This is a genomic window from Candidatus Zixiibacteriota bacterium (assembly GCA_036480375.1).
GTDB lineage: Bacteria > Zixibacteria > MSB-5A5 > GN15 > JAAZOE01 > JAZGGI01.
This window is the reverse complement of the sequence record JAZGGI010000050.1, coordinates 51,581-76,252: the sequence shown is the minus strand read 5'-3', so window position 1 is coordinate 76,252 and position 24,672 is coordinate 51,581. Positions and strand designations below refer to the sequence as shown.

Sequence of the window (24,672 nt, the reverse complement as noted above, 5' to 3'; positions counted from 1 at the left end):
CGTTATCCTCCGATTGAAACTTGAAATCCGCGTCTTTCAAAAATACCGGCAATCTGATTCAATTCCTCTTTCGTCTGAGAATCCAGCTTGCCGAGTCGTTGCTCCATGCTGAATTTTTGCCGTTTGTCTTCCGCCAATTTATTATACGGCAAAAGAGAGACATTTTGAATTGTTTTTAATTCTGCCAAAAAATCTGCGGTATTTTGAAGATTTGTTTCGGTATCGGTGATATCCGGAATCAAGGGAATGCGGGGAACGACGATATTGCCCCACTTCAATAATTGCGTGATATTTTCGAGAATTAATTTATTCGACACACCGACATATTTTTTATGCTCTTTTTCATCAATCAATTTAAGATCAAATAAAAACAAATCCGTGAGTGTGTGAACTTTATCAAAATCTTCGGTAGGCGCATACCCCGATGTATCAACTACCGTATGATATTCTTCATTTTTACAGGTTTTCAGCAGCTCGCATAAAAAATCAACCTGCATCATCGGTTCGCCGCCTGAAAAAGTCACTCCGCCTCCGGATTGTTCGTAGAAGATTTTGTCTTTTGAGATTTCATCCATGATCTCTTCAACCGTCACTCGCCGCCCGAAAATTTCTTTTTTTTCTTTTTGATCTTTAACGGATTGACCTTTTCTGATTTTGACGCAGATAGTCTCGATTTCATTCCGGCGGCTTTCGGGATTATGACACCATTGGCAGCTGAGAGAACAGCCCTTGAAAAAAACCGTTGTCCGGATTCCGGGACCGTCATGGATCGCGAATTTTTTTATATCAATAATAAGTCCCGTCATTATTATGCGCCTTCGGGTGCCGCACTTTGCTCAATGGCATTCATGATTTTTGATAGCATCTCATTGGATCCCTCATTCGCGTTAAACTCCAGCGGCGGTTTGAATTTGATGGTTACGCGGCTGCCAAGTTTGTTTAATCTTAATTTCTTGCGGTGAAAAGCGTTTTGAAATCCGTCAATAACCACCGGCACGACAATCGGATTGAATTTTTTTATGATATACGTCACGCCTCTTCGGCCCGGCGCGTTTGGTTTGGTTGTCCCCTGCGGGAAAGTGATTACCCAACCGTCCTTGAGAGCCATTCCGATATTGGTAATATCCGTAAAACGGACCTGGCGTTTGACATCCTTATCCTTATCCCGCCAGATACGGCGGATCGATATCGAACCGGCGTATGAGACAATTTTCGGAATCCATCCCGATTTCATTGTCTCCTCAGCTGCTATAAAATAGCAGTTGAGCATGGGAGCCAAAAGATACAGCGGATTTTTGATTCCATTTGAAAAAGCCGATCGCTTACGGCTGATGACATGATAAATTCCCACCACGTCGGCAAAATAGGTTTGATGATTGGATACTATTAAAATTCCGTGCTTGCCCAGATTTTCCAGGTTCTCGGCTCCTTCAATGCGCAGCTTATTTAAAAACCGCAGCGTCAGATATGAAATTATACCGATTGAGCGCAATACTAACCGCTTAATTATCAAATAATGGCCGAATGGGTCTTTCCTGAAAATCATGTTTACAAACTCGATGATTTTACGTTATCCGTACTAGTCAGGTACCAATTATAAGCAAAAATTCAATTTTGCAAACGGTTATTTTGGACGGTTATCAAATTTTTATTTCGATACCCAGGGGGCAATGATCGGAGCCAAATATATCCGGCAGGATAAAGGCCGATTGGAGATTATTCTTCAGATTCTCGCTTGCAAAAAAGTAATCAATTCTCCAGCCGACATTCCTGTCCCGGGCGCGGGTTTTATAGTCCCACCAGGTATATAATATCCCGGTCGGTCGTCAAACAGGCGAAGAGTATCAATATATCCGCTTTCCAGCAACTTATCAATCCAGGCGCGCTCAATCGGCAAAAATCCGGAGACATTTTGGTTTTCTTTGGGGCGAGCCAAATCTATTGCTTTATGGGCCGTATTCACATCACCGCAAATAATCAGCTTCTCGCCTTTATCTTTTAATGGATTAATATACTCCAGAAAGGCCTCATAAAAATCAAGCTTGTATTGCAGCCGTTCTTTTGACGCTTTTCCGTTGGGAAAATAAACATTGAAAAGAATGAATTTCCCAAAATCCGCCGAGATAATTCTTCCCTCACGGTCGAATTTTTCAATTCCGATTTTAGTCTCGATTTTCTTTGGTTTTTCTTTCGAATACAAACCGACGCCGCTGTACCCTTTGCGTTCGGCCGATTCAAAATAAGTATGATATCCTTCGATAAATCTTAATTTCTCGGGGACTTGTTCTTCCTGCGCCTTAGTTTCTTGCAGACATAATATATCGGGCCTTTCTTCCAAAAACCAATCGAGGGCATTTTTGCGTTCAATCGCCCGAATGCCGTTAATATTCCATGAAATTATCCTGTAGGTCTGCAAAATCGAATTATTCCTTAAGAAAATAATATCTTCGCAATTGCTCACGAAATTAAAATAAAATACGAGACTATTTCAATTTTAGCTTAACATATTGTTTGTATATGTTTTTTAATTTATCAATATAAAAGGCATAATCAGTAAATTCATCGATTTTAATCATATACGCTTCGCAGGATTTTTCAAAATTGACGGCCACCAAACTATCACCAGATTCCGAATTCAAACGATATCCGCCAAAAGAAAAAGACACGTTGTCGGACGGAGGCGTGGAAATCGATTCGAGATCAAAAACCTTATCCCAGGTTATAATTATCGAATCTTTTTCCATATCGGGATAAAATAGATTGATTGGATATTCGCGATCTTCCATATCGACTTTTTCGAATCCCGAAAGTTGGCCAAATATGAGCGAAGGGCAATATATTTTCTTGCCTATTTTATCCAGTTTCTTCGCAGTACGAGCCTTAATTATGATTTCCAATGGTTTTGAAATATCCTCGAGATTTTTAAATTCATAAGATTTAACCCTGAACCTTTTCTCCGCCCCCGGAAACATATTATTGATAAACCGGCGCGTTTCATCGGCGTCATAGCGTAAAATATTACCGCGCAGGTAGCGCGCATAAGCGCCGACTATTGATATATTTGTTATGATTGTAGCAGTCAAATCTTTTTCAATGTTGATCCGCATCATGCGAGTCGTCGTATTTTTCTCAGCCAAACTCACCGAAGTTCTCCACAATTCTCCGCCGTTATTGGTCGCAACCAAAGCATTTATACCTTCATCCTGATATGGCAGTTCCCCGAAAGGACACAGGCGGCAGGTGGGGTCCATCCAGAGAGTGTCGTTGCCAACGATAGCCACCGTAATAACATGATTGAACCCAAAATTGGGAAAATCGACATCGGTGACACCCTTATTTCGAGTAAGCACCAGAGCGGGATACGCCTCAATCCCGACCTCTCGGAGACGGGAGATTAATAGAGTTGACATATCTTTGCAGTCGCCATATGCGTTCTTCTCAACCGAAGCGGCCTCATGCGGCTGCCAACCTCCGATACCAATGCTAATTAATACATATCGAATATCGCGAGTGATCTCTTCATAGATATTTTTTATGATTTCTTTCCTATTCGAATCTATTTGTTTGGCAGAGGGCGAACTCGAAAATGAATATTTATCCCAGGATAATTCATAATACCATTGCCCGATACTCCGCCAATCAGTTCCGGAAAACTCGTATTTTTCCAGCTTGAATCTATTCGGTGAAATCGCTACGCGCCCGCCCGGGCCATATCCCGCTGGGATATAATCCAAATCATCATAAGCCGGGATGTCTCGTTTTTCCCAGATATAGGCAAACGTTCCACTTGGGTCTCGACCGGCAATCGGCTCAAGCTCCAGCCCGTAGGTCTTGTAACTGATGAATCCGTTGCCCGGGATCGAGACAGAATATTTAAAATGATTCACAGGAATCTTATGTTGAAAATAAATTCCTCCCCGGAGAGAAAATAACGATGAAGATTCTTTCTTATATTCATACTCGATTGTATACGGATATCCGGGAACATCGACATCGAAAGTATAATAGCAAATGTCTTTATAGCCGGCATATTCCCCGAACCCGCAATACTTTGTCATATCCTTTTTATTTTTCTTTAAAATTTCTTTTCCCTCTTTGTCATATGCTAAAATTTCAACACTCTTTAATTTATCATACTTATTCTCACTCAGGCTAATATAGGAATAATCATCTCCCCGCGGATTTATGACCATGATTTTAACTTTTCCTATTTCAGTGAAACCCCATCCCGATACAGCGCGATCATTTATTATATATTCATAATATGCGCCGTACTCGGATATATCTTTCTCAGCGTCACCGGCATTAACCACGCTGAAAAACATGATATTCAAAAATAGCAACGAGAGAGTAATCTGCACCTTTGATTTGCTGCCTGTGGCCACGGTCGATCCCCTTCCCGGGAAAAAACCAAAAAATATTATTCAGGTTTGACAATTACGGCTGTTAGTTGATCCTCGCTTGCCAAAGCGACCTTATCGAATAGATTTCTTAGTGATGCATATTTATGAGGTTTAAACAATGGCTCAAGAATCGTTAATTTGGAACCGATGATAACGCTTGAATCAGTAACTTTTGATGTGCGTTCAAAAATTGCACCGTCAATTTCTTCAAGTATATTATCGGGAAGAATAAATTCACTAACCGAATCGGAAACAAAAACCTCAATCAAATTATGATATATCCGAGGAAAAGCAAAATCTACCGGAAAAATCCGCTTGGCGCTCTTAAAAGGATTATTCCGAAGCGCATATTGTACCGGCGAGATCAAAAGATTATCATCGAGATTACGAATTAAATCCTCGGATGTAAAATTAATTTCTCCGACAAACATTCCCGAAGTATCGAGGTCGAAGGAGCATTCGCCCAATTCATACTCTATGTCAAGGCGATCAAAATAATTGTCATCGAGGAAATCTTCCTGAGAATTCTCTTCAAATTCACGCCCATAACTGGCGGCAAAATACCCGCTATATTTACTTTCGGTACTGCACGTAACAAGTCCGTCCGAATCGACGTACATCCTCACCAGATCCAGCCGGTATGAATCAAAAGGCTGAATCGTCATTTTGACCGGGGAGCTGTTTTTGCCGTCCAGCAACAAACCGCCGTTGGTCAGACATTTGGAAGGCAGTATTCCGTATGGAATATATTTACTGGAAGCGTCTAAAAATTCCCAACCGTCATCAAATTGAGCAAATGTGATAAGATAATTGAATTGACTGGTATTAACATTTTCAGGGTCGAACTTTCCGTTTTTCCTGGTACTTATAAGTACCGGCCAGGATGGCACATCAACCGCCTTATGCAACTCTGAAATTAGCAAGTTTTTTTCTTCACTTGACCCAGATTTATTTTGAAATAATTTGGACATCTTCTCATTTGTGAACCACTGTCTCGGTGTATCTGATGTCTTGAATTCTCGGGCTACATATTCATAAATTGCTTTTGATTTTTCACGAAGATTGACTAACCCTGAAGTAATTTCAGCCGCGAGCTTCTTAACTTCCTTATTCTGATTGCAGTAATCATCATGAAGATATTTTCTGTAATCATCGCCTCTTTCTCCCCATGTCGTTGAATAGTAGGTTGTCGAACCGTATCTATTCGTGAATGAGACCAGGCGGAAACCGAGTCCGGCCATGTAGTCTTTCCGAGCGCACATATAAGGTTCGTCTTTGATTGGCAGCAGATTTTCCATATCCCAGGAGCAAACTTTTAAAAAAGCGGTTCCCATTTGTTTGGTTGGGTCCGGAATTTCTTTCTCCTGGCCGGTTCTCTTATCAAAAGGCATATTGAAATAATTGATGTTATAGCTGAATCCCTGCGATAATTCCACGTCCAAATGTGATTTCAAGACAAATAAATCATCCTGGAAAAACCAGGGTGACAAATGACGGTATCGTTTATTTCTGATTTTGTATTGGTATTCAATTATGCAGCCCGGTTCCAGCGCGGGAAACGTAAACGTTCTAATTTTATCTTTCCCTACTTCCTTATCGAAAATGGCGTCCTTGTTAACCTTATGTTTTTTGCTGTCAGAAGTAATAGTATGGGCTTTGAAATTTTTTAGTTTATCGTCTTCATCTAAATATATCTCAAATTCATCAAGTTCGTCTATCCCGGCTTGGGTCAGGATTTTTATACGAACATGACGCGCCATCTCAATTTTATCCCAGCTAACACTTAATTTTCCATTTTTAAATAATATAATAGCGTTCGCTTCGGGATAATCGGCTGGCGCCCCGATCTCCCATTCCGGAGATTCAACCTTGCCGAATTTCTGTCCCCAGCAAATTGAATTGCACCAACATATAACTAAAATTATTGCTAAAATCATTCCTGAGAATTTCTTCATAGAAATCATCTGCTACTCCCCTTGGCTTAATCCCTCATCATAATTCATAACCGGCGGCATATTACCTATATTTTAGCGTGAATCTAATATATCTCCAGGCCAATATCAAATAAAAAAAGAGATAAATTATTCCATAAACCAGGGTTTCTGCTTTGGACATAGAAAAATGCTGAAAATTCAATAATGACTGAAGTTCCATTAGCCCAAATGACCTAAGCATTAAAATTTCTTCCCTTTATCCGATAAAGAGAAAAGACGAGTATAATTGAGGCGGGCGTCTTGGACGCCCTCGATTACATATCGCAAATATTCGTAAAAGAGAGTTGATAAACATTTATGGAGCACAAATACTTCAAAAAACGTCTCGATGAAATCCTTATCGGTGAAAATCTTGTTACCGATCGGGAAATTAAAGAGGCGCTCGACCGACAACGTGAATTCGGGGGCAAGCTGGGAACTCATCTCTATCACCTGGGACATATCGACGAAAAGAATTTGGTTCGAGCCCTGTCGTTGCAATTAAATTGTGACGGAGTTGTTCTTTCCCTGATCGATATTCATAAAATGGTTATCACGATGATCCCTCAAAATGTCGCCATGTCCCGACTGGTGATGCCCTTTGATTATAAACCGGAAGATAATCTTCTCAAAATTGCTTGCCTCGACCCAACTGATCCTCATCTTGTTCGAGAATTAAAATTCGTCAGTCGGGGAAAAAATATCAAACTCTATCTCGCCACCGAGGCATCAATTATTCTGGCCATTAACAAATACTATCTCAACCGTCAAATTTCAATCGGTGAGGCGATGGCGCTGGGCATCAAAAACGCCGTCACAGACGATGATACCGTTACCGACTTTCGCCGTACCAGGAAATCGAATGAACACACGGAGTCGGACAAACGCGTATTATTAGTATCTGATGATGAGAAATCCAATAGAATATTAAAACGCCTTCTTGAGTACGACGCTTTTGATATCATGACAACCAATTCAGCCGATAAAGCCATTGATATTCTGGATAATGACGAATATGCCTGCGTTCTTATAAAGGATACGGTCCCCGGCGATTATATTGACTTAATCGATCGCGTTCGCAAAATATCGACTAAAACCATAGTACAGTTTTTCGATTCGCCTTCTAAGCTCATACTTAATCCGGAAAGTTGGCATCTGCCTTCAATAAACGGTCCCAATCCCCTGGAAATTCTAACGTCATTATTGTCGTCGCTTTCTCAATTGAATATTAATCACAGCGGCCGCGTCGGAACCTATGTCGAGAAATTATGCGAAAAGATGCGGCTTCCGGCCAAAGACAGGATTTTAATCTCGACCGCGGGATACATGCATGATTTGGCTCGATTTTATTATCGTACCGAAAGCTCGGAAGACAATCGCCGGGTCGTATCGCTTACGGCCAAACTCCTATCTTCCCTGGGATTTGATCCGGCCGTAGTCGGCATATTAAAATCGATGTATCTCGATCTGGAGAAAAAATATACAAGCCGTCTCCCTATTGAAACGCTGGGCGGCAATATCCTGACGATAATCGATCTTTTCACTGAAAGCATCCCCCGGGATGAATACCTATCGCTCGACAAATTTGACGATGTCAAGGAAAGCCTGAGAGATATGGCGGGACGATTGTTTTTGCCGGAAGTCCTGGAAGCCTTTATAGAAATGATGCAGATCGAAATCTTATTGATTCATGAAAGAAATGAAAACGGTCAAATCATGATCTACACCGAAGATTTGACCGCCCATTCGCCTCTGGAAATGAGATTAAAATATGATGGATTCAGAACCATTATCGTAAATTCCGTAGAGACTTTCGTATCTCTCTATCGCCGCAGTATGCCTGACGCGATCGTATTGGTCGTACCCGGCAAACCGGATGATATTACGCTATTGACCGCCAATCTATATAATCATGACATAAACCTGAAACATCTTCCCGTCTATGTCCTGACCAACCCTGAATCAATAAATCATTTAACCATCCTTCTTGATCAGGGAATTGAGGATATCATATCAATTGAGGATAACCTTGATTTGCTTATGACAAAGTTGCATCAGTTAAAGGCAAACCCGGAAGAGCCGGAACCTGACAATCAGGTTCGGCAAAAAACTAATCTCAACACAACAGCTTGAGAATTACCTCATTAAACATGATTTCTGAGCATCAATTCTTTGGGATGGGGATTTAAGTAAATCTGATTGGCAATATAAGTCACGCCATGGCGCAAGATGAATAATTTTAGCAATGTTACCGGAACGACCAGGGGTACAAGATTCTTATGATAATCGTTAATGACTTCCAATAAATATTTCTTATCTTCAGAATTTAAATAATCTTTTAGAAATCCAAAAATATGCTGCAGGACATTAACCTGCTTTTTGACCGTCGTTTTAATTTTCAAAGCTTCCATATATAGCCGGCTATATTCCTTTTTAAATTGCGCCGGAGTATATTGTTTTATTTTGGCCACCAATTTTCCCAACTCGGTGTAATGTTTTTGGCTGTGGGAAAGAATCAAATATTTGCTGACAGTGTGAAATTCAATAATTTTTTTTCCGGAATAACCGCCGTTAAAAAGATTATCCAGGCAATAATATGCGAAAATGCGTTCAATGAAATTTTCTCTTGTGCGGATATCGTTCAAACGCCCTTCCTCCTCAACCGGAAGAAACGGATATTTTTCCATTACCGCCCGGGCAAAGACTCCTATACCATTTGGGCGCATCGAACCCTTGTCATCATAAAGGCGGACCCTTTCCATGCCGCAACTGGGCGAGTTTTTTTTGAAAATAAATCCGGAAAGTTTGGAAAAATCCTTTTTGGATATCCTTTCGCGGGAGAATGACTTTAATTTTAAAGTCCAGTTTTTCCCCGACTTATTTCCAATCAAGCGGGGAGAATCCTGATTTCCACGCAACTGAACCGATTCGCGAGGTATTCCCATCCCCGCCCCAATTTCGGGACAGATCGACAGAAAATCAAGATAATCACCAAGGATATCGGCTATATAGCGTTCGCGCTTATGTTGGCCGTCAAAACGGACTCGAGCCCCCAGTAGACAAGAACTGACACCGATTATTATCGGTCGATTTGACGCGGTGTTTTTTGTGGTCATTTTCTAATTACTTGTCTGGACTGAGTGTCGTTTGACGGTGTCTTCAATCGTTTGCAGATCCACTTCGGTGTCTTTGCATGGTCCACTGGGACGAATATTGGGATAACCGATAACGGGGATATGAGGATTGACGTCGATAAATCCGGTCAACAAATCTCGTTCGCAGGCTACGGCAATGATTAAGCCGGGCCGCAGTTTGCGAATTTTATTGCGCGCTTCACCACCGCCTCCGGCCGTCGCCATAATGAAACCGTAAGAGTCCCGCATCGACTTCAGCGATTTAAACATCTCTTTGCTCAAACACCGCGGCAGCAGAAGCATAATCTTGTCGGTCGGTACCTGCCGAGGATCGCTGTCAATAAACAAATTATGAAGTTTTAGAAATGAATTAACGAGTCGATCTTTCGGGACACCGATGACTTTCCCAACCTTGATGGTAATATCAAGCAGGAGATTAACCAACTTGGGCACGACCACCAGGCCCGACAAAAAGGGTCGTTTCGTTAAAGCTCCCCAGATAAATAATATCAGCCAGGCAACAAGAATCGACGCAAACGCGAAATAAGAAAAATTCATAATCGGACCGGCCATGGAACTCATCTGAACGAGGCGCGGATAGATTAACCAAACGAATAATGCCGTAACTCCAAGGATAGCGGCAATCGCCGCCATAGCCATCCCGACGAATATCCGGGGATCGGCATCGGTTGAGTTAACAATTTCACCGTCCCAGCCAACCCATTCGTCGCCCAGACGGCGATCCGGTTTTTCACGTGTATCCTTTTCCGACATATCGGAATAATATACACTTAAATTTCTCGTTCGACAAAGATTTTGACAAGAAAATTAGTTTTGACAACACGACAGGGCGTAACCGTTACGGAAAATACGATTTATGAATATCACCACATCACCCAGTTCCACAAGATCATTGCAATCCACATCGGCCTTCCTGAAATCGGGAGCCGCCCCCCCCCGGTATAAATAATTCAAAATATATACGGCGTCAGAGACGTTGACGCGTTTATCAGTATTAACATCGCCGCAATCGATATCCAATCCCAAATCCCTTAAACCCTGGCGAAAAGCCTCAATATGGTCGGGATACGACATCAGAGATAACGGAAAATTGAATAAAACAAAGCGATAATCATCGCCCGAATAGCGTATGCCATTGATCTGATTGTGCATTACTGAATCGGGATATGACGAATTATATCTATAAATGGTTTCAGCATTGGTTTCTCCCGGAAATAAGCATCCGGAAATCGGAATATAACCTTGTATTGGAATGGTGGAAGTCAGAAGTTTTTGAGTATCCGCTATCAAATTCGGATACTCTCCGATTTCAGACAGAGAACCCACTAAATCGCCGATGATAGCCCCATCCTGAAACGCAATTCTGTTTACTAAAACACTATCAAGAAATAAATAATCATGAAAGAAATCTCCATCGCCATAGCGTACGGTCAATATTTGATACATGCCAAGGTTTAACTGGCTGACATTAGGCATTATGAACATTACATTGCCACCGTTCGCAAGGTAAATCGCAAGGCTGTCCAAATCCGAATTCGATAGTGTTACTCCACCTTTTTCAACGTCAATAATAACGGACTCATAATGGCTAATTTTGCTTAAATGTATACCCTCCATCCAAATTTCCTGATAGGTAACATCAATTCCGGCATTAACATTCCGCATCAATTCCATTACATATTCTTTTCGATAGGCGTCTATTTGAGGCCCATTCTCCATATTCGCGTTTACAAATAGAATTCCCTCATCCATCGCCATATACAAAAAAGTCACCTCATTGGATGGAATCGATTCCAAGCCAAGGATATTTTTTACCTTCAGATAATACCGATACGAAACTCCCGATTCAACGTCCACATCATTAAATATCAATGAAGCTGTTGAGTCATATAACGTATATGCCTCCTGCCATCTTGATCGATAAATATAATATGCGTACAGCCCCGTATCTGAGGGCGGTTCCCACGATAATACGGGAATCCCATCCTCCGTTTGAACATTCAAATTTGCCGGCGGCAGCGGCCGACCAAAAGTTATTTCACGATAAAAGGCAATTTCTGATTCTCTTCCGAAGGTATCCAGCGCCGAAACGGAAAACATAAGATTATGCGTTGGTTGCGCCCCAGAGAATATGAAAGTCGTATCGATTATTGGCAAGGGGGAAGCTCGGTGCCATTTATTACTTATGGTTGTGTCTCGAACATAAACGTTGTAACCATAAATGTCGGGACGCTGACACCTGTTCCACGACAATTCTATTGAATTTTCCAGTGATTCAACGATTTCTAACCCCACCGGTGGACCGGGTTTTGGTAGCAAGAGATTGGAATTATATACCGAATCTATCCGGCGGTGATCATCGATAATTCTCGAAAAATCAAGGCGATTTCTATAATCGCCTGGAGACGCCGGATCAAAATAACGCGCGTAATCATTGGCCTCTACATGGAAACTATCAGATACTACGCAGGCCACGGTAAACCAGACCGAATCACCGGGCGGTAGATCAAAGGGTCCGAAAGAGAGCATAAATCGACTATCAGCCGCTATGAGAATTGTCGGATTTGCAGGGGGAACCCAGCCATCGGAAGAATCCATTACGGTTACAAACAATTGGTCATAATCAATTTCCGGATGTGCCATCATATAATACTTATCTTGTTGTCGATAAGGACTACCTGTAAAACCGCCTGTAAATTCGCGAAAAGGATCCTCGGGTGTTCCTATCAGACGGGGCCCAAAATCAATATCAGGATTTCCATTAGGAACCCACCAATTGAAATTTTGAATTGGATTTTCAAAACTCGAAGCCACCAGCCGGAGCGAAACAGCGCCTCTCACGGATGCGGAATCCCAACGAGTATTGCCTTGAGGATCACCGTTGTTATCAAAACTATAGGGAATGAATAATCGGCTGGTCGGATCGCCTTCATCAATAAGGGTATCAATCACTCCGCTGATATCATCCACCCAACCGATTGGCGCATTGGGAAAATTATAAATATCCGGATCAATATAAAATCCGATCCAACCATTCTTGATATTTTTATCGAGGATGTTCTTTACTGTAAACTTTATTAAGACAAAATCATCATAAAGGATATCGGCCCAGCTATAGCTCTCTTGACGTATTTCGACTCCCAATGGGACATGCGTTTGATCATCATACATATTGGGAACTCCATTGTAACCGGGATCGCTTATTGTATCGCTATAGATGGCCACAAATTCGTCATCAGCAAAATTGCCTGTCCGCTTAAGACCGCCGATTAGGGGAGCGGCCGACAATAGTTCAAAACCACCGGTCAAACTAACCTGGTCCGCGGCTGTAGATACCAGAGTATCAATACCAACGACACCCCCGATCCAAAGGAGAATTGTATAAACGTATGAATTGCCGGATCCCTTTGGGAAAAACACGTTGGTAGTTACCTCACCCGTTTCAGGATCAACTGATCCACCAAAACTTGGGACGCGGCCGTTACCCAATGGAAAGTACCATTTGCCGGAATTGTGAACTCCGAGGTGTCTTAGTTCCGAAGCTGGTATCAGGATATTCAATAAAGTATCGGACTGGGCGGTGATAAACGATGAAAGCTCCATATTAATCCGGGGATTGGTTTTCATCCATTTTTCCGATCCGAATGCAATTGATGCAAATAGCGCTACAAACACAAGAACAACGAATACGGGGATAGTTCGCAATAACATACCTGTCTTTGATGATGACCGCTCAGCCGTATATTTTGTGTTTAAATTTTTCATCCCGTATCACTCTATTTATTCACAGCAATTGGGAGCTAACCCTTGCCGCATATAAAAATTTATCAGCATTAGCAAATCACTCATCCCATATCCGCCGTCGCAGTCAACATCACCGTTCAGATATATTTTCGACGGCTCTTCGTCATGGAAAAGATACCGAACGTAGGAAACAATATCACCGATATTGAGCCTATTATCGGCGTTGATATCCCCGCAGATATTCTGCTCATTTAGCTCTTCCACCATGGTCCTCAACAAAACCGAAGCCTCGTCCAACTCCATTAATGACAGAGGGAAGTTCAAAAGATAAAAACTATAACTCTCACCCAAATATCTAATACCATTTACCTCATCATCAGGAAAACTGCCATCCGAGGAAGATTGATATCGATAAATAGCCTCGACCTCCGCAGATGGCCAAAATGCTCCACAATAAGGTAAGCCCGTGTTCACTCCATATCCGAATTGATTTATCCGCACACTATCCCATGTTAATTGCGGATAGGACGGCAAAACAGGCGAGGCTCCGATTAAATCACCCTCAAGATTATAGCCATTCGTTACTTTCGTCGGCCCAATATAGCTCGAATCAACTCTTAGATATCTGGTGAAAATTGATTCCGGGCGGAATCTTATAATCCTGGGATCGGTTTCCGACTCAATTTCAATTCCGCAATGCCTGAGGAGGATAATCGCTTTACCTCCGTTAGACAAATAAGTTTCAAGCGTATATTCGAGCTGGGCGGATAAGGCCCCCCCTCTGTTTTCGGCGCTGATTATCAACAGCGAATAATCGGACAATTGACCGAGAGTTGGAGGATTGTTTTCATCAAATGACAAATAGAAGTAATCCAAACCTTCTAATCCCCGATACAATAGAGAATCCAAAAACAACCTATCAAACACCAGATTATCAAACAGCGATCCCGAGTTTTGATCAATAACCAGTATACCAGACGTCAATGCCATTGGGGATATTCTTATCTTTATCGATGGCGGAGATTCAAATCCGCGGGAATTAACCGCCGTTACAAAATACTCATATCGATTTCCGGACCGGGCGGACAGGTCAATAAAAGTCGTATCACTAACATTGGCAATCACTTCATGCGTTGTGAATTGTTCATCGCATCGATAAATATTATAGGAAATCACATCCAGACTGCTTGAATGCGACCAACTTAGATTGGGATACGCCTGATTACCCGATCCAATTAATGCTGATGGAGGATGAGGACCTCCGACCACCACAACCACTTCCGCAGACAATTTGCCGACGGTCGCGTTCAAATCAACCGCCGCCACGGCAAACTTATATTCTATTTCAAAATCAAGATTATTAATTGTTGCTATTGTATCGTTAATCCATGAAATGTCAGATACCTGCGACCATTCATCATTTCCGGTTCTTGAGTAAACGTAATAACCTGCAAAATCGACAGCAGACTTCTCAGACCAAGTCAGAGTAACCGAAGTATTATTGAAATCCACCAGGACCAGCTTCTCGGGAGGCCCGGGAGGAGGATAATCCAACCCATTATTAAAAATATCCAGGGCCGTGAAAGCCGTCGATATCAACCCGCTAAAATCAGAAACCTCATACCAGTCCGAAACCGATAACGGATTTGAAGGATTGAACCAGATATCAATAAATGGATTATTAAGAATTGAATCGGCGGCCATATAAGCCACTGTAAAAGTAACCTCTTCCATCGGCTGCAGATTAAACGGTCCGGCGGAAATCAAGAACCGAGTATCATTACCTTGAGCGATATCCCTCCCGATTATATCCGGATCATTCCATTGGGGATGACTGAGGGCCGCCTCAATCTGATTATAATCAATTTCCGTATGGGACATCAGATAATATTTATTGCTATCACCATAGGCAATCGCCATCGAATTACCCAGATTGCGCAATTCATATTCACGTTGACGCGGCGCCCACTCCAACCAGGTATCGTGATTGTCAACCCACCAATTGTAGTTTACGCGATAATCCGAAACCGATAATCCCAGTACCTGAATCGCAAAAGCGCCCCGGGGAGATTTGTCATTGAATTTATAATCTTTGGGATCGCCGTCCATATCCATTGAATAAGCGACGATTAAATCTGCCCATTTCCCCTGGCCGTCTATCGCGCCGTTTATAAATCCTGAAATATCATCGTTCTCATACCCGGGCGCTCGATAACCGATATCGCAGTCAGCGTATATACCAACCCACCCCTCTTCCAAAGGCAAAGTATCGATATTGGTGATCGTATATTCAACCAACTCAATTTTATCATAGGGAGGAGTAACCCACTTATAGCTGTGTGACGTTACTTTGATCCCTAAGGGATACCAATCGCGGCAATCGCCCAGATAACATCGGGCGGTTGTATCGCCGATTATTATGGTATCGTAGGCTGTCGCCAGAATTTCTAAATCGGCCCACTCATTAGCTGTGATAATTTGACCATTTGGACAAGGCAATGGATTTAATTCCGGGATGGGAGCGGTATAATCAAACGAATGCGACACCAGGGTATCATTGCCTTTTATGCCCCCCACCCATAATCCGGCCGAATGAAGATAATCAACTTGCGTCCGCTTGTTAATGACAGCGTTAAAATCTTCGGCCAAATTACCGGTCAATTCCTCATCCTGGGGAAACATATCACTATCGCCGAAAGGATCACCGATGCCCATGCGATTGGATAACGGAAGCCATAAATTGCCAAGAGTATCGGTCATTTTTTGAAAACAGTAATTATCATTTAGCGTAATTTTCTGATTCAGACTCTTTGGAAATACGGTTTTGGCACGTGAATTATGCCCGCATAAGGCGACTATAAAAATCAAAATATATATGATACTCTTTTTCATGCCAATAATTATCACCCGGCGATTATGATATTCGCTCAATCCCTATTAATATAACGTACAAATAGTCTTATTGTTAAAATTTTTGTTCCCGACCGCATACAGAAAGAGGAGTTCAAAAAAGAACTCCTCTTCTCCCACCTCAGTACATTTATAAACACTGATAACTATTTTCAAACAACGAGGAGTTTCTCCCTCACAAAGAAACTCCTCATCCCCACCTCATTAGTACCCTTCACCGCCATACAGAGTAACTAACTTCACATATTACAGTAACAACATTCATGCCGACATATAATTAAACTGGACACCGACTACTTAATGCTAAGGAGAACAACAAGATAAAATTAAAATAAAAATAATCCCGAATTACAAACGGCAATAATTATCGCATATTATGCGACAATAAAAGGTATGTATATTTGTGACGAACTCCATATTAATTAACAGTCAACAGCTTACGAAAAATTAGCAGATTTTGGCGTTTTTTTTCGCATTCGTTGGTTTTCACGCAGATTATGCGAAGTGTAAAAAGTTTTGCAGCATTCGGCGTGGCTTTTTATTTTTGACCAGGTAAATGAACCGACATTTTATGCAGATTGTGGCAGGCTTCCATTACAGATTCTGAAATTACCGGATGCGCAAATATCATAGAACCAAGATCTGAAACTGTTAATTTTTGCTTTATCGCCAGCATCGCCGTATGTATCACTTCGGTGGCATGCGGCCCGACAATATGAATCCCGAGAATTTTATCCGTTTTCTTATCCCCGATTACCTTTACTTCTCCCGCGATTTCACCCTCGGCATGAGCCTTACCCAGAGCTCGTATTGGAAATGAACCGATGGCAATCTTATGCTTTTTAGCCGCCTGTTGTTCTGTCATACCCACCGAGGCCGCTTCGGGCTGCGTGAATATTACCGAGGGGAAAGCGTTATAATCGGCCTTGACCGATCCCCCCAGGAAATTATCAACCGCCACTGCTCCTTCGGCAACAGCCGTATATGCCAAAAGTACCTTTCCGGCCACATCCCCAACGGAATATATGTTTTTCCGGTTCGTCTGCATCATCGCGTTGACTTTGACCGAGCCATTATCATTTAGTTTGATGCCAACTTCTTCGAGACCGATATCCTGAGTGTTAAACGCCCGCCCGATTGAAACCAGTACCTTTTCCGATTCCAGTTTTTTACCGTTCGTTAAGACGGCGCTGATTAATTTATTGTCCGATACTTCGAGACGCTCGACTTTGACATTGGTATGCAGCTTAATCTTTAGTTTCTTCAATTCCCGTTCAATCGTCTTCGATACCATCTCATCTTCCAGAGGCAAAGCATGTGGCATCATCTCCACCATCTCAACTTTCACCTCGAGCTGAGCCAGCATAAAAGCCCATTCGCAGCCAATCACCCCCGCTCCGATTATCAGCATAGATTCCGGTAATGATACCATTTCCAATAGGTGGTCGGAAGATAACACATTCTCGCCGTCAATCGGAAAAGCCGGAATAATCGCCGGCCGCGAGCCGGTGGCGATAATTATATTTTTCGCCTCGATTTCGGTTTCGGTTTCATTGGCCAAGTCAACATGAATTTTGTTTTTTGATACCAACCGCCCAAAGCCATTGTAATGTTCGACGCCGTAACTTTTAAATAACGTCCCGATTCCGCCTACTAAGCCGGATACGATTTTATCTTTTCTTGCCAGCATCGCCGTCCAATCCGGCCGTGGCGGTGAATCCAGTGTGATACCGAAAGATTGCGCATGTTTCATTTTTTGAAACAGATTCGCTCCGGCGATTAGCGACTTGGATGGAATACATCCCCGGTTAAGACAAACTCCGCCCAGTTTATCTTCCTCGATAACGGCGACATTAGCACCTTTGAGAGCGGCTCTGATTCCCGCGGTATATCCCCCCGGTCCGGAGCCGATAATGGCTATATCGTACATGGCTTCTCCTTGCGATTTATCAGAAATACTTTTGATAATGTACGTCAGTTCCCCAAGATTCTCAAGTATATTTTGAACGAAGCCAAGATCCCGTATAATTAAAAAACCCGGCTTAAAAACCGGGCTTTTCTACAATTTTTATTTGACGCGAGTAGATTCTATTTTTTACCGGTCAGGGTCACTATAATCACCAATGAATCTATTGTCAGGTTAAAATTATCCCGAGGAATCGCCAGTGGATAAATGCTGAATACGCCCGTTTCCAGAATCGATTTCACATCACTCAAACCGGTAATATATTCCATCGACTCCGACCAATTAATAATTGTTTTTTCAGTATTAAACGGTGACCCGGCTGGAATTTCCAGTCCTGTGAAAATCAAGTCGGATGAATCGACAATCATATCAATATCGGAATAATCGGCCAGCGTATCACTATCGATCAAAATCTGAAACGTTACCGGAGGATAATCCTTATTTGTTACCGATAAATAAAAACCGAGATTATCGATATTGCTGATATGCTCTCTTAATTCCTCAAAATCCTCATCTTCGGAGAGATTGACAACGATTCTACCATTCTCGGTGTAACCAACGTTTCGAATAGTCAAGGATTGCCCGTATTCATCCGGAACCAGTTTTACCGTCACAACTCCGGTCGCGGTCAGAATACATCCGGAGATGACAAGAGCGGCGATGGCCGACACCGCCAGCATCAAATCAATTTTCTTTCTCATGCTATTCACCTCCATATTGCTGACCGAAGAAGTAAACCGCTCCAATTGTTATCGCGGCCGATTTTCGGGATGATGAGCCTTCTGCGCCGACGATATTAAATCGTCCCCTCAAATCAATATCAAAATATTTCATAAGGCCGACGGCAACACCGACTCCGGTTGACCAACCCGAATTATTGCTGGTATCATCGCCTTCCCGTTTGACGTTATAAACGCCGCCGCCGATAAATAAATACGGTTTTGGCCCGACGCCGCCTTTTCCGCCGCCGAGAGTTATATCCATTCCATAGAAAGTTATTTTCGAGCCTTCGCGTCCGCCAACTCCCGCTATCGATATATCACCGAATTTCCCGAATCTTAAATTAGGTTCAAAAAATACCTGCCCGACCAGCTTACTGCGAATTTTCAAACCGATAGCATATCCGGATTCCTGATCCTGCTGCAATACCGGCAACAGCGGCCCCACCGATATCCCGGCTCCGAATTCATCGGCCAAAATTGGCGTTGCGAATAATACCAAAACAATCGCTGCCATAGCGCCAATATGCTTCATTCATACCTCCACAGAATTCTTTTCTTTTGGATATTATAATCATATCGCTCCGGCCGGTCAACCCCAGGAGGTGTAATTGTTTTGAATCACCGAAATTGTGGCTAAATAATTGAGTATTTTTGAATAGAATACATGACTCAGGAGAATATCCCCAATTTTTTGTTTGATAAACTGTTACCCATTTTAATCATTTATCGAACATGGAATTTTAGGCACACCTTCCCTTATCTGTAATCTAATATAGAGTTACAGGACATACAATCTCCGGGGAATTGGTGAATTCCCAAAAAATATTGATTTATTTTTGCCTCACACCTTGACTTTGAGATATCCCGGTATTATATAGATACGCTTTACTAAACTTTTTGAAGTTATATCTTAAACTGATGAAGATAGAAATTGGACAGAAGATAAAAGACCTGCGCCTGGCCGCCGAGCTGACTCAGGCGGAACTCGCCGACCGGGCTCAGCTAACCAAGGGTTTCATTTCGCAAATCGAAAATAATCAGACTTCGATCTCTCTCGACTCGATGATTGATATTCTTGATGCCCTGGGTATGTCCATTGGCGAGTTTTTCGCCCAAGAAAACGAAGCCGACCGGATAACCTTCAGCCGTGATGATCGCGTTTCCATTTCTGGCCGAGGCGGAGATTCGTTTGAAACACTGGTTCCCGGTTCAACCAATATGCTCATGGATCCCATTCGGGTTACATTGAGCCTGGGTCAATCTCTGGCATTGGAGGAACCGCATTACGGCGAGGAATTCGGTTATGTTCTGACCGGACAGCTTACTATAAAATACGGCAAAAGAACATATCGTGTCAAAAAAGGTGGGTGTTTTTATTTTCCGGCCCACAAAAAACACCAAATTATGAACAAAGGCAAGGTGTCCTCTACATTTATATGGGTTATGACGCCGCCTCAGATGTAATCTTGCCTGACAAGGCTTGGAGGATATAAAAATGAAAAAACTGGGACGGCATCTTCTTGCGGAATTTACCGATTGCGACTCACGAATTCTGACCGATCACGAATTATTGCAAAAAATTCTCACCGACGCGGCTCGTGAATCGGGGGCAACGATAGTTCAAACAGTATTTCATGATTATAACCCGCACGGGTTTTCGGGCGTAATAGTTATCGCCGAGTCGCATATAGCGATCCATACCTGGCCGGAATACGGATATATCGCCGCCGACTTTTTCACTTGCGGCGACCGCGTTGACCCCCGGAAAGGCTGCTATTATCTAAAGGAAAATCTCAACTGCGGAGCCATGTTTACCCGGGAGATTAGCCGCGGAATTCCCAGCAACAAGGATGAAATAATTCCGTTTAAGCCGGAAGAATCCTCCTCTGGCAGGGAAGTGGCTTAAAAAGACCGGGGCGTTACCATGAAAGCAATCAGTCTTCGAAATAAACCGGGAACGAGGCATCTGCGCGGAATCGACCTGCGCCGTGTTCGACCGATTTTTAAGTCGGTAGATACCCCCTTTATGGTTCTTAGAACCGGTCGGATTCGCCATAATATTAACCGCCTGCGCGACTCCCTGCCTGACATCGAAATTTATTATGCCGTTAAGGCTAACGATCATGATTCTATCCTGAGAACCCTGATTGATGAAAAATGTAATTTTGATATCTCATCCGTCCGCGAACTCGATAAAATCGTCGAAAACGGTGGACAGGTAAACTCCGCCATCCACACCAATCCAATAAAGATGATCCCTGAATTCGACGCCGCCGTAAACACCGGCGTCAGAACTTTTGCTGCCGACAACATCCTGGAACTGGAAAAATTTTCAAAGTATGGCGACAGGGCCGGGGTGCTGATCCGATTCAAAACCGATACGGGCGCTTCGGCCGTCAACCTGTCTTATAAATTTGGCGCCGAATTATCAGATATACCAGATATACTCGACCGTATAAAAGATTTGGGATTAACCTTCAGAGGATTTTGTTTCCATGTCGGCTCCCAATGCACCGAAACCGATCTTTATATAAAGTCAATTAAAACCGCCGGAAAATTAATTGGGATGGCGAGAGCCAAAGGATTCGACTCCGAAATCCTCGATATCGGCGGCGGTTTCCCGATTGAATATACCGCCAATATTCCCTCAATTGAGGATATGGGTCGAGCCATAATCGCGGCTCTGAAGGAATACATCGATCCTTATATAAAAGTTATTTGCGAACCTGGCCGATTTATCTGCGGTGACTCCGTGACTCTTTTCACTTCAGTGATTGGTAAGACTGTTCGAGACGGCAAAAAATGGTATTATATAGATGATGGTCTGTACGGTTCATTTTCCGGCAGATTATATGACCATTGTTCTTATCAAATCGTAACCAATCGGAATACCAAATGGGAAAAAGCGGTTCTGGCCGGACCCACCTGCGATTCATTTGATGTTGTATACGAAAATTGCCTCTTACCTCCTCTTGAACTCGGAGATATTTTGATGTTTCCGGCCATGGGAGCGTATTGCAGTGTTTCGGCGACAGATTTCAACGGCCTTAAGCACGCTCGCATCGTCACGGTAGATTGGTAATTTAAAAATGGAGTATTATGTCAGTGGAGCCCGATAAAGAATATATACATGAAGAATCTATGGACGAACTCTGGAACGTTTGGTACACTGAATTGCATCAGAATAAATCCGGAATCACTATCAAAGTTGACCGAGTTTTGGAATCATTGGAATCCGACTTCCAGCGCATTGATGTTCTCGACACCGCCGAATTCGGAAGGGCGCTCGTTCTCTACGGTTCGCTCATGGTTGCCGACGGCGACACCGGCGCTTACAATGAAATGATCGCCCATGTCCCCCTGTTTGCGCATCCATCTCCAAAAGAAGTTCTGATAATCGGCGGAGGCGACGGCGGAAGCACGACCAATGTTCTGTTGCACGATGAAGTAAAACGCAGTACAATTTGTGAAATCGACGAAAAAGTTATTGAAATCTCCAAAAAATATTTTCCAAAACTGGCCAATGGCTTTTCCGACCCTCGTTGCCGCATTCTAATTGAAGACGGCAAAAAATTTATTGAAACTACCGATGAAAAATTCGATTTAATAATTCTCGACCTGTCCGATCCGGTCGGCCCGGCAGCGGACTTGTTCCGAAAGGAATTTCACTCGGCGGTTTATGACAGACTCAACGATGATGGTATTATGGTCGCTCAATCGGAATCGCCGCTTTATAATCCTCGCACGGTATCGGCAATGTATGCCAACCTTAAGGAAATATTTCCCATAGTCCGCATGTACACTTGCTATATGCCGATTTATCCATCAACTTTCTGGTCATTCGCTTTCTGCTCCAAAAAATATCATCCCCTTGGTGATTTCGACGAAAAACGCTATAAAGAGACAGATTTGTCCGAATGCGACTATTATAACAAAGACGTCCATTTCGGATCGTTTGCGTTACCGAAATATGTAAAAAAATTGATTGAATAAAAAGATTCGACCAAGCATAAAAAAAGCCCGGGCGAACCGGGCTTTTTTATTGAGGCAATTTTAGCAATTTTCGTAATTGGGGCCGCCCCCGCCTTCGGGTACAACCCAGGTAATAATCTGATAAGGATCAGCGATGTCGCAGGTTTTGCAGTGAACGCAGTTTGAAGGCGTCAACTGAAGATGTTTACCGGAACCATCGTCGTTATCAACCATCTCATAAACCTGGGCCGGGCAGAAATACTGGCAGGGGTTCCCGAATTCCTCAACACATTGATTATTGCAGATATCAAAATCAGCGATGACCAGATGCGAAGGCTGCTCCTCTTCATGCTTGGTTCCGCTTTTATAAACATCGGTCAATTTATCATATATATATTGATTATCAAATTTCATCGGCTCTTTCGGTTTCCGTCCGCCACGGAAAAATCTCTCAAATTTCATCATGTGAGTATGATCCGGTTTGGTCTCCCGCCGATCGAATAAACCCCGCCCACCGGTTAGAAATTGAAAACCGAAATTTATCATTCCGCTATACAGACCGCCCTCAAAACCCTGGTGATAGTTGCGTACTTTATAAAGCTCATCGCGAGCCGAGCTTTTTTCAAAACGGATCTGCATATTCTTCAGGGTCGCCGAGGAAAAATCATTTTTCTCAATTGCCTCGGCGATTGTATCGGCCGCCATTATGCCTGATTGAATCGCCAGGTGTATCCCTTTCAAACGCTGCGAATTCAAAAATCCGGCGCTGTCGCCGATTATTAAAAGATTATTGTCGTACAGGCGGGGCATGGCGTAATATCCCCCCTCGGGGATCGTTTTGGCCCCGTAATGGAGCATGACACCGCCTTCAACAATTCTTTTAATCGAGGGGTGTAGCTTGAACTCATGAAATATCCGATGGGGGTCATTAGTTGGGTCGGGAGAATTCAGTCCAACCGCGAAACCAATCGTTGCCAGCTTATCGGACATTTTATAAATGAATCCGCCGCCGTACTCATAATTCTCGAGAGGCTCACCGAACGTATGAATAATTTCGCCATCGTCAAGTCGGCCGCCCGGTATCTCCCAAACTTCCTTGATCCCTGTTAGATAAGATTGATTAATACTCTCATTGAATATCGCCAGCTTTTCGCTGGTTTGTTTGGTTAGCGAACCGTGTGTCCCTTCGGCCAATACCGTTATATTAGCCTTAATAATCGTCCCCGGTTCAAAATTGGAGCGCTTATGACCCCCCTTATCCAATCCCATATCCACGGTCTGGATTCCAACCGTCTGGCCGTTTTCCACAATCAGATCATAAGCAGCTGTTTCGGAATATATTTCAACTCCCAGGGCCTCGGTCTGTTCGGCAAGCCAACCGACAAATTTATTTAAGGAAATGATATACTTGCCTTCGTTGCCCATTCCCGGAGGAGTAAGGGGAAATTTGAAATGAGAGGTCTTATTCAGATATAACAGCGAATCTTTCTCAACCTTCCCCTCATACGGCATTTCTTTTTCCAAAAAATCAGGAATCAATGCGGAAATACCGGACGAATCCATTACCGCACCCGAGAGGCTGTGCGCTCCCGGATGGCTGCCTTTTTCTACAACCAGTATGGTAGGAGGTTCGCCGTCTTTCCCTTCGAGATTTTTCATCAAATGATAAGCGCAGGCCAGACCGGCCGGACCGGCGCCGACAATTAACACATCAACTTCAAGAATATCGCGCTCTATATCCATATCCTTCTCCCTTATTTCGGACGGAATATAGCGCAATCCCAGATTAATGTAAAGAATTAACGAATTGTTGATTGGTATTCTGAA

General features: G+C 42.9%; 17 protein-coding genes and 1 pseudogene. 5 read left to right on the top strand and 13 right to left on the bottom strand.

Annotated elements, in window-relative coordinates; genetic code table 11:
- Positions 1-2 precede the first annotated feature (2 nt).
- The 5 genes and pseudogenes from V3V99_15095 to V3V99_15075 all read right to left on the bottom strand — a co-directional run bounded on the left by V3V99_15095 (position 3) and on the right by V3V99_15075 (position 6,367).
- Complete coding sequence (locus V3V99_15095; GenBank protein ID MEE9443988.1) at positions 3-806, bottom strand: glycyl-radical enzyme activating protein; 804 nt, start codon at positions 804-806, stop codon at positions 3-5.
- A 2-nt stretch (positions 807-808) separates the two neighbouring features.
- Positions 809-1,546 (bottom strand): lysophospholipid acyltransferase family protein, encoded by a 738-nt coding sequence (locus V3V99_15090; protein MEE9443987.1) that lies wholly within the window; start codon positions 1,544-1,546, stop codon positions 809-811.
- Positions 1,547-1,640: 94 nt separating this feature from the next.
- A pseudogene (locus V3V99_15085) lies at positions 1,641-2,416 on the bottom strand (exodeoxyribonuclease III).
- 67 nt (positions 2,417-2,483) lie between these two features.
- Entirely contained in the window at positions 2,484-4,385 is a 1,902-nt protein-coding gene (locus V3V99_15080; GenBank protein ID MEE9443986.1) for a DUF3857 domain-containing protein, read from the bottom strand.
- Between the two features lie 35 nt (positions 4,386-4,420).
- Entirely contained in the window at positions 4,421-6,367 is a 1,947-nt protein-coding gene (locus V3V99_15075; GenBank protein MEE9443985.1) for a DUF3857 domain-containing protein, read from the bottom strand.
- A 327-nt stretch (positions 6,368-6,694) separates the two neighbouring features.
- Between V3V99_15075 and V3V99_15070 the strand changes: the two genes are divergently transcribed.
- Positions 6,695-8,509 carry an HD domain-containing protein gene (locus V3V99_15070; protein MEE9443984.1) on the top strand — a complete coding sequence of 605 codons (1,815 nt, stop codon included), beginning with the start codon at positions 6,695-6,697 and terminating at the stop codon, positions 8,507-8,509.
- An 11-nt stretch (positions 8,510-8,520) separates the two neighbouring features.
- On the opposite strand, the gene V3V99_15065 is transcribed toward V3V99_15070, so the two are convergent.
- The 7 genes from V3V99_15065 to V3V99_15035 form a co-directional block, all read right to left on the bottom strand.
- Positions 8,521-9,492, bottom strand: coding sequence for a DUF523 and DUF1722 domain-containing protein (locus tag V3V99_15065; protein MEE9443983.1), 972 nt, complete (start codon positions 9,490-9,492; stop codon positions 8,521-8,523).
- A 3-nt stretch (positions 9,493-9,495) separates the two neighbouring features.
- Positions 9,496-10,284 (bottom strand): DUF116 domain-containing protein, encoded by a 789-nt coding sequence (locus V3V99_15060; protein ID MEE9443982.1) that lies wholly within the window; start codon positions 10,282-10,284, stop codon positions 9,496-9,498.
- A gap of 54 nt (positions 10,285-10,338) precedes the next feature.
- Positions 10,339-13,296: a hypothetical protein gene (locus V3V99_15055; protein MEE9443981.1), complete on the bottom strand. Its 2,958-nt coding sequence runs from the start codon at positions 13,294-13,296 to the stop codon at positions 10,339-10,341.
- Positions 13,297-13,311: 15 nt separating this feature from the next.
- The gene (locus V3V99_15050; protein ID MEE9443980.1) at positions 13,312-16,167 is read right to left on the bottom strand and encodes a fibronectin type III domain-containing protein; all 2,856 of its coding nucleotides are present in this window, start codon (positions 16,165-16,167) and stop codon (positions 13,312-13,314) included.
- Positions 16,168-16,723: 556 nt separating this feature from the next.
- Positions 16,724-18,115, bottom strand: a complete 1,392-nt coding sequence (gene lpdA, locus V3V99_15045) for a dihydrolipoyl dehydrogenase (GenBank protein ID MEE9443979.1) — start codon at positions 18,113-18,115, stop codon at positions 16,724-16,726.
- A gap of 158 nt (positions 18,116-18,273) precedes the next feature.
- Positions 18,274-18,852: a hypothetical protein gene (locus V3V99_15040; protein ID MEE9443978.1), complete on the bottom strand. Its 579-nt coding sequence runs from the start codon at positions 18,850-18,852 to the stop codon at positions 18,274-18,276.
- Position 18,853: 1 nt separating this feature from the next.
- Positions 18,854-19,405, bottom strand: coding sequence for a hypothetical protein (locus V3V99_15035; protein MEE9443977.1), 552 nt, complete (start codon positions 19,403-19,405; stop codon positions 18,854-18,856).
- Between the two features lie 386 nt (positions 19,406-19,791).
- On the opposite strand from V3V99_15035, the gene V3V99_15030 reads away from it, so the two are divergent.
- From V3V99_15030 to speE, 4 genes are read left to right on the top strand one after another with little or no spacing between them, the layout of a single operon-like run.
- Positions 19,792-20,337, top strand: coding sequence for an XRE family transcriptional regulator (locus tag V3V99_15030; protein MEE9443976.1), 546 nt, complete (start codon positions 19,792-19,794; stop codon positions 20,335-20,337).
- A gap of 31 nt (positions 20,338-20,368) precedes the next feature.
- A complete protein-coding gene (gene speD / locus V3V99_15025; GenBank protein MEE9443975.1) occupies positions 20,369-20,779 on the top strand; it encodes an adenosylmethionine decarboxylase in 411 nt (136 codons plus the stop codon).
- Positions 20,780-20,797: 18 nt separating this feature from the next.
- The gene (locus tag V3V99_15020; protein MEE9443974.1) at positions 20,798-21,955 is read left to right on the top strand and encodes a type III PLP-dependent enzyme; all 1,158 of its coding nucleotides are present in this window, start codon (positions 20,798-20,800) and stop codon (positions 21,953-21,955) included.
- 17 nt (positions 21,956-21,972) lie between these two features.
- The gene (speE, locus tag V3V99_15015) at positions 21,973-22,866 is read left to right on the top strand and encodes a polyamine aminopropyltransferase (GenBank protein ID MEE9443973.1); all 894 of its coding nucleotides are present in this window, start codon (positions 21,973-21,975) and stop codon (positions 22,864-22,866) included.
- Between the two features lie 60 nt (positions 22,867-22,926).
- Here speE and V3V99_15010 read toward each other — a convergent pair whose 3' ends face one another.
- Positions 22,927-24,588, bottom strand: a complete 1,662-nt coding sequence (locus V3V99_15010; protein MEE9443972.1) for an electron transfer flavoprotein-ubiquinone oxidoreductase — start codon at positions 24,586-24,588, stop codon at positions 22,927-22,929.
- Between the last annotated feature and the right edge of the window lie 84 nt (positions 24,589-24,672).

Bases quoted from the DNA above. Each gene is read 5' to 3' on its own strand.
- lpdA (MEE9443979.1), bottom strand. From the start codon at position 18,115: ATGTACGATATAGCCATTATCGGCTCCGGACCGGGGGGATATACCGCG.
- V3V99_15055 (MEE9443981.1), bottom strand. From the start codon at position 13,296: ATGAAAAATTTAAACACAAAATATACGGCTGAGCGGTCATCATCAAAG.
- V3V99_15095 (MEE9443988.1), bottom strand. From the start codon at position 806: ATGACGGGACTTATTATTGATATAAAAAAATTCGCGATCCATGACGGT.
- V3V99_15060 (MEE9443982.1), bottom strand. From the start codon at position 10,284: ATGTCGGAAAAGGATACACGTGAAAAACCGGATCGCCGTCTGGGCGAC.
- V3V99_15050 (MEE9443980.1), bottom strand. From the start codon at position 16,167: ATGAAAAAGAGTATCATATATATTTTGATTTTTATAGTCGCCTTATGC.
- V3V99_15070 (MEE9443984.1), top strand. From the start codon at position 6,695: ATGGAGCACAAATACTTCAAAAAACGTCTCGATGAAATCCTTATCGGT.
- V3V99_15010 (MEE9443972.1), bottom strand. From the start codon at position 24,588: ATGGATATAGAGCGCGATATTCTTGAAGTTGATGTGTTAATTGTCGGC.
- V3V99_15020 (MEE9443974.1), top strand. From the start codon at position 20,798: ATGAAAGCAATCAGTCTTCGAAATAAACCGGGAACGAGGCATCTGCGC.
- speD (MEE9443975.1), top strand. From the start codon at position 20,369: ATGAAAAAACTGGGACGGCATCTTCTTGCGGAATTTACCGATTGCGAC.
- V3V99_15075 (MEE9443985.1), bottom strand. From the start codon at position 6,367: ATGATTTCTATGAAGAAATTCTCAGGAATGATTTTAGCAATAATTTTA.
- V3V99_15065 (MEE9443983.1), bottom strand. From the start codon at position 9,492: ATGACCACAAAAAACACCGCGTCAAATCGACCGATAATAATCGGTGTC.
- V3V99_15040 (MEE9443978.1), bottom strand. From the start codon at position 18,852: ATGAGAAAGAAAATTGATTTGATGCTGGCGGTGTCGGCCATCGCCGCT.
- V3V99_15035 (MEE9443977.1), bottom strand. From the start codon at position 19,405: ATGAAGCATATTGGCGCTATGGCAGCGATTGTTTTGGTATTATTCGCA.
- speE (MEE9443973.1), top strand. From the start codon at position 21,973: ATGTCAGTGGAGCCCGATAAAGAATATATACATGAAGAATCTATGGAC.
- V3V99_15090 (MEE9443987.1), bottom strand. From the start codon at position 1,546: ATGATTTTCAGGAAAGACCCATTCGGCCATTATTTGATAATTAAGCGG.
- V3V99_15030 (MEE9443976.1), top strand. From the start codon at position 19,792: ATGAAGATAGAAATTGGACAGAAGATAAAAGACCTGCGCCTGGCCGCC.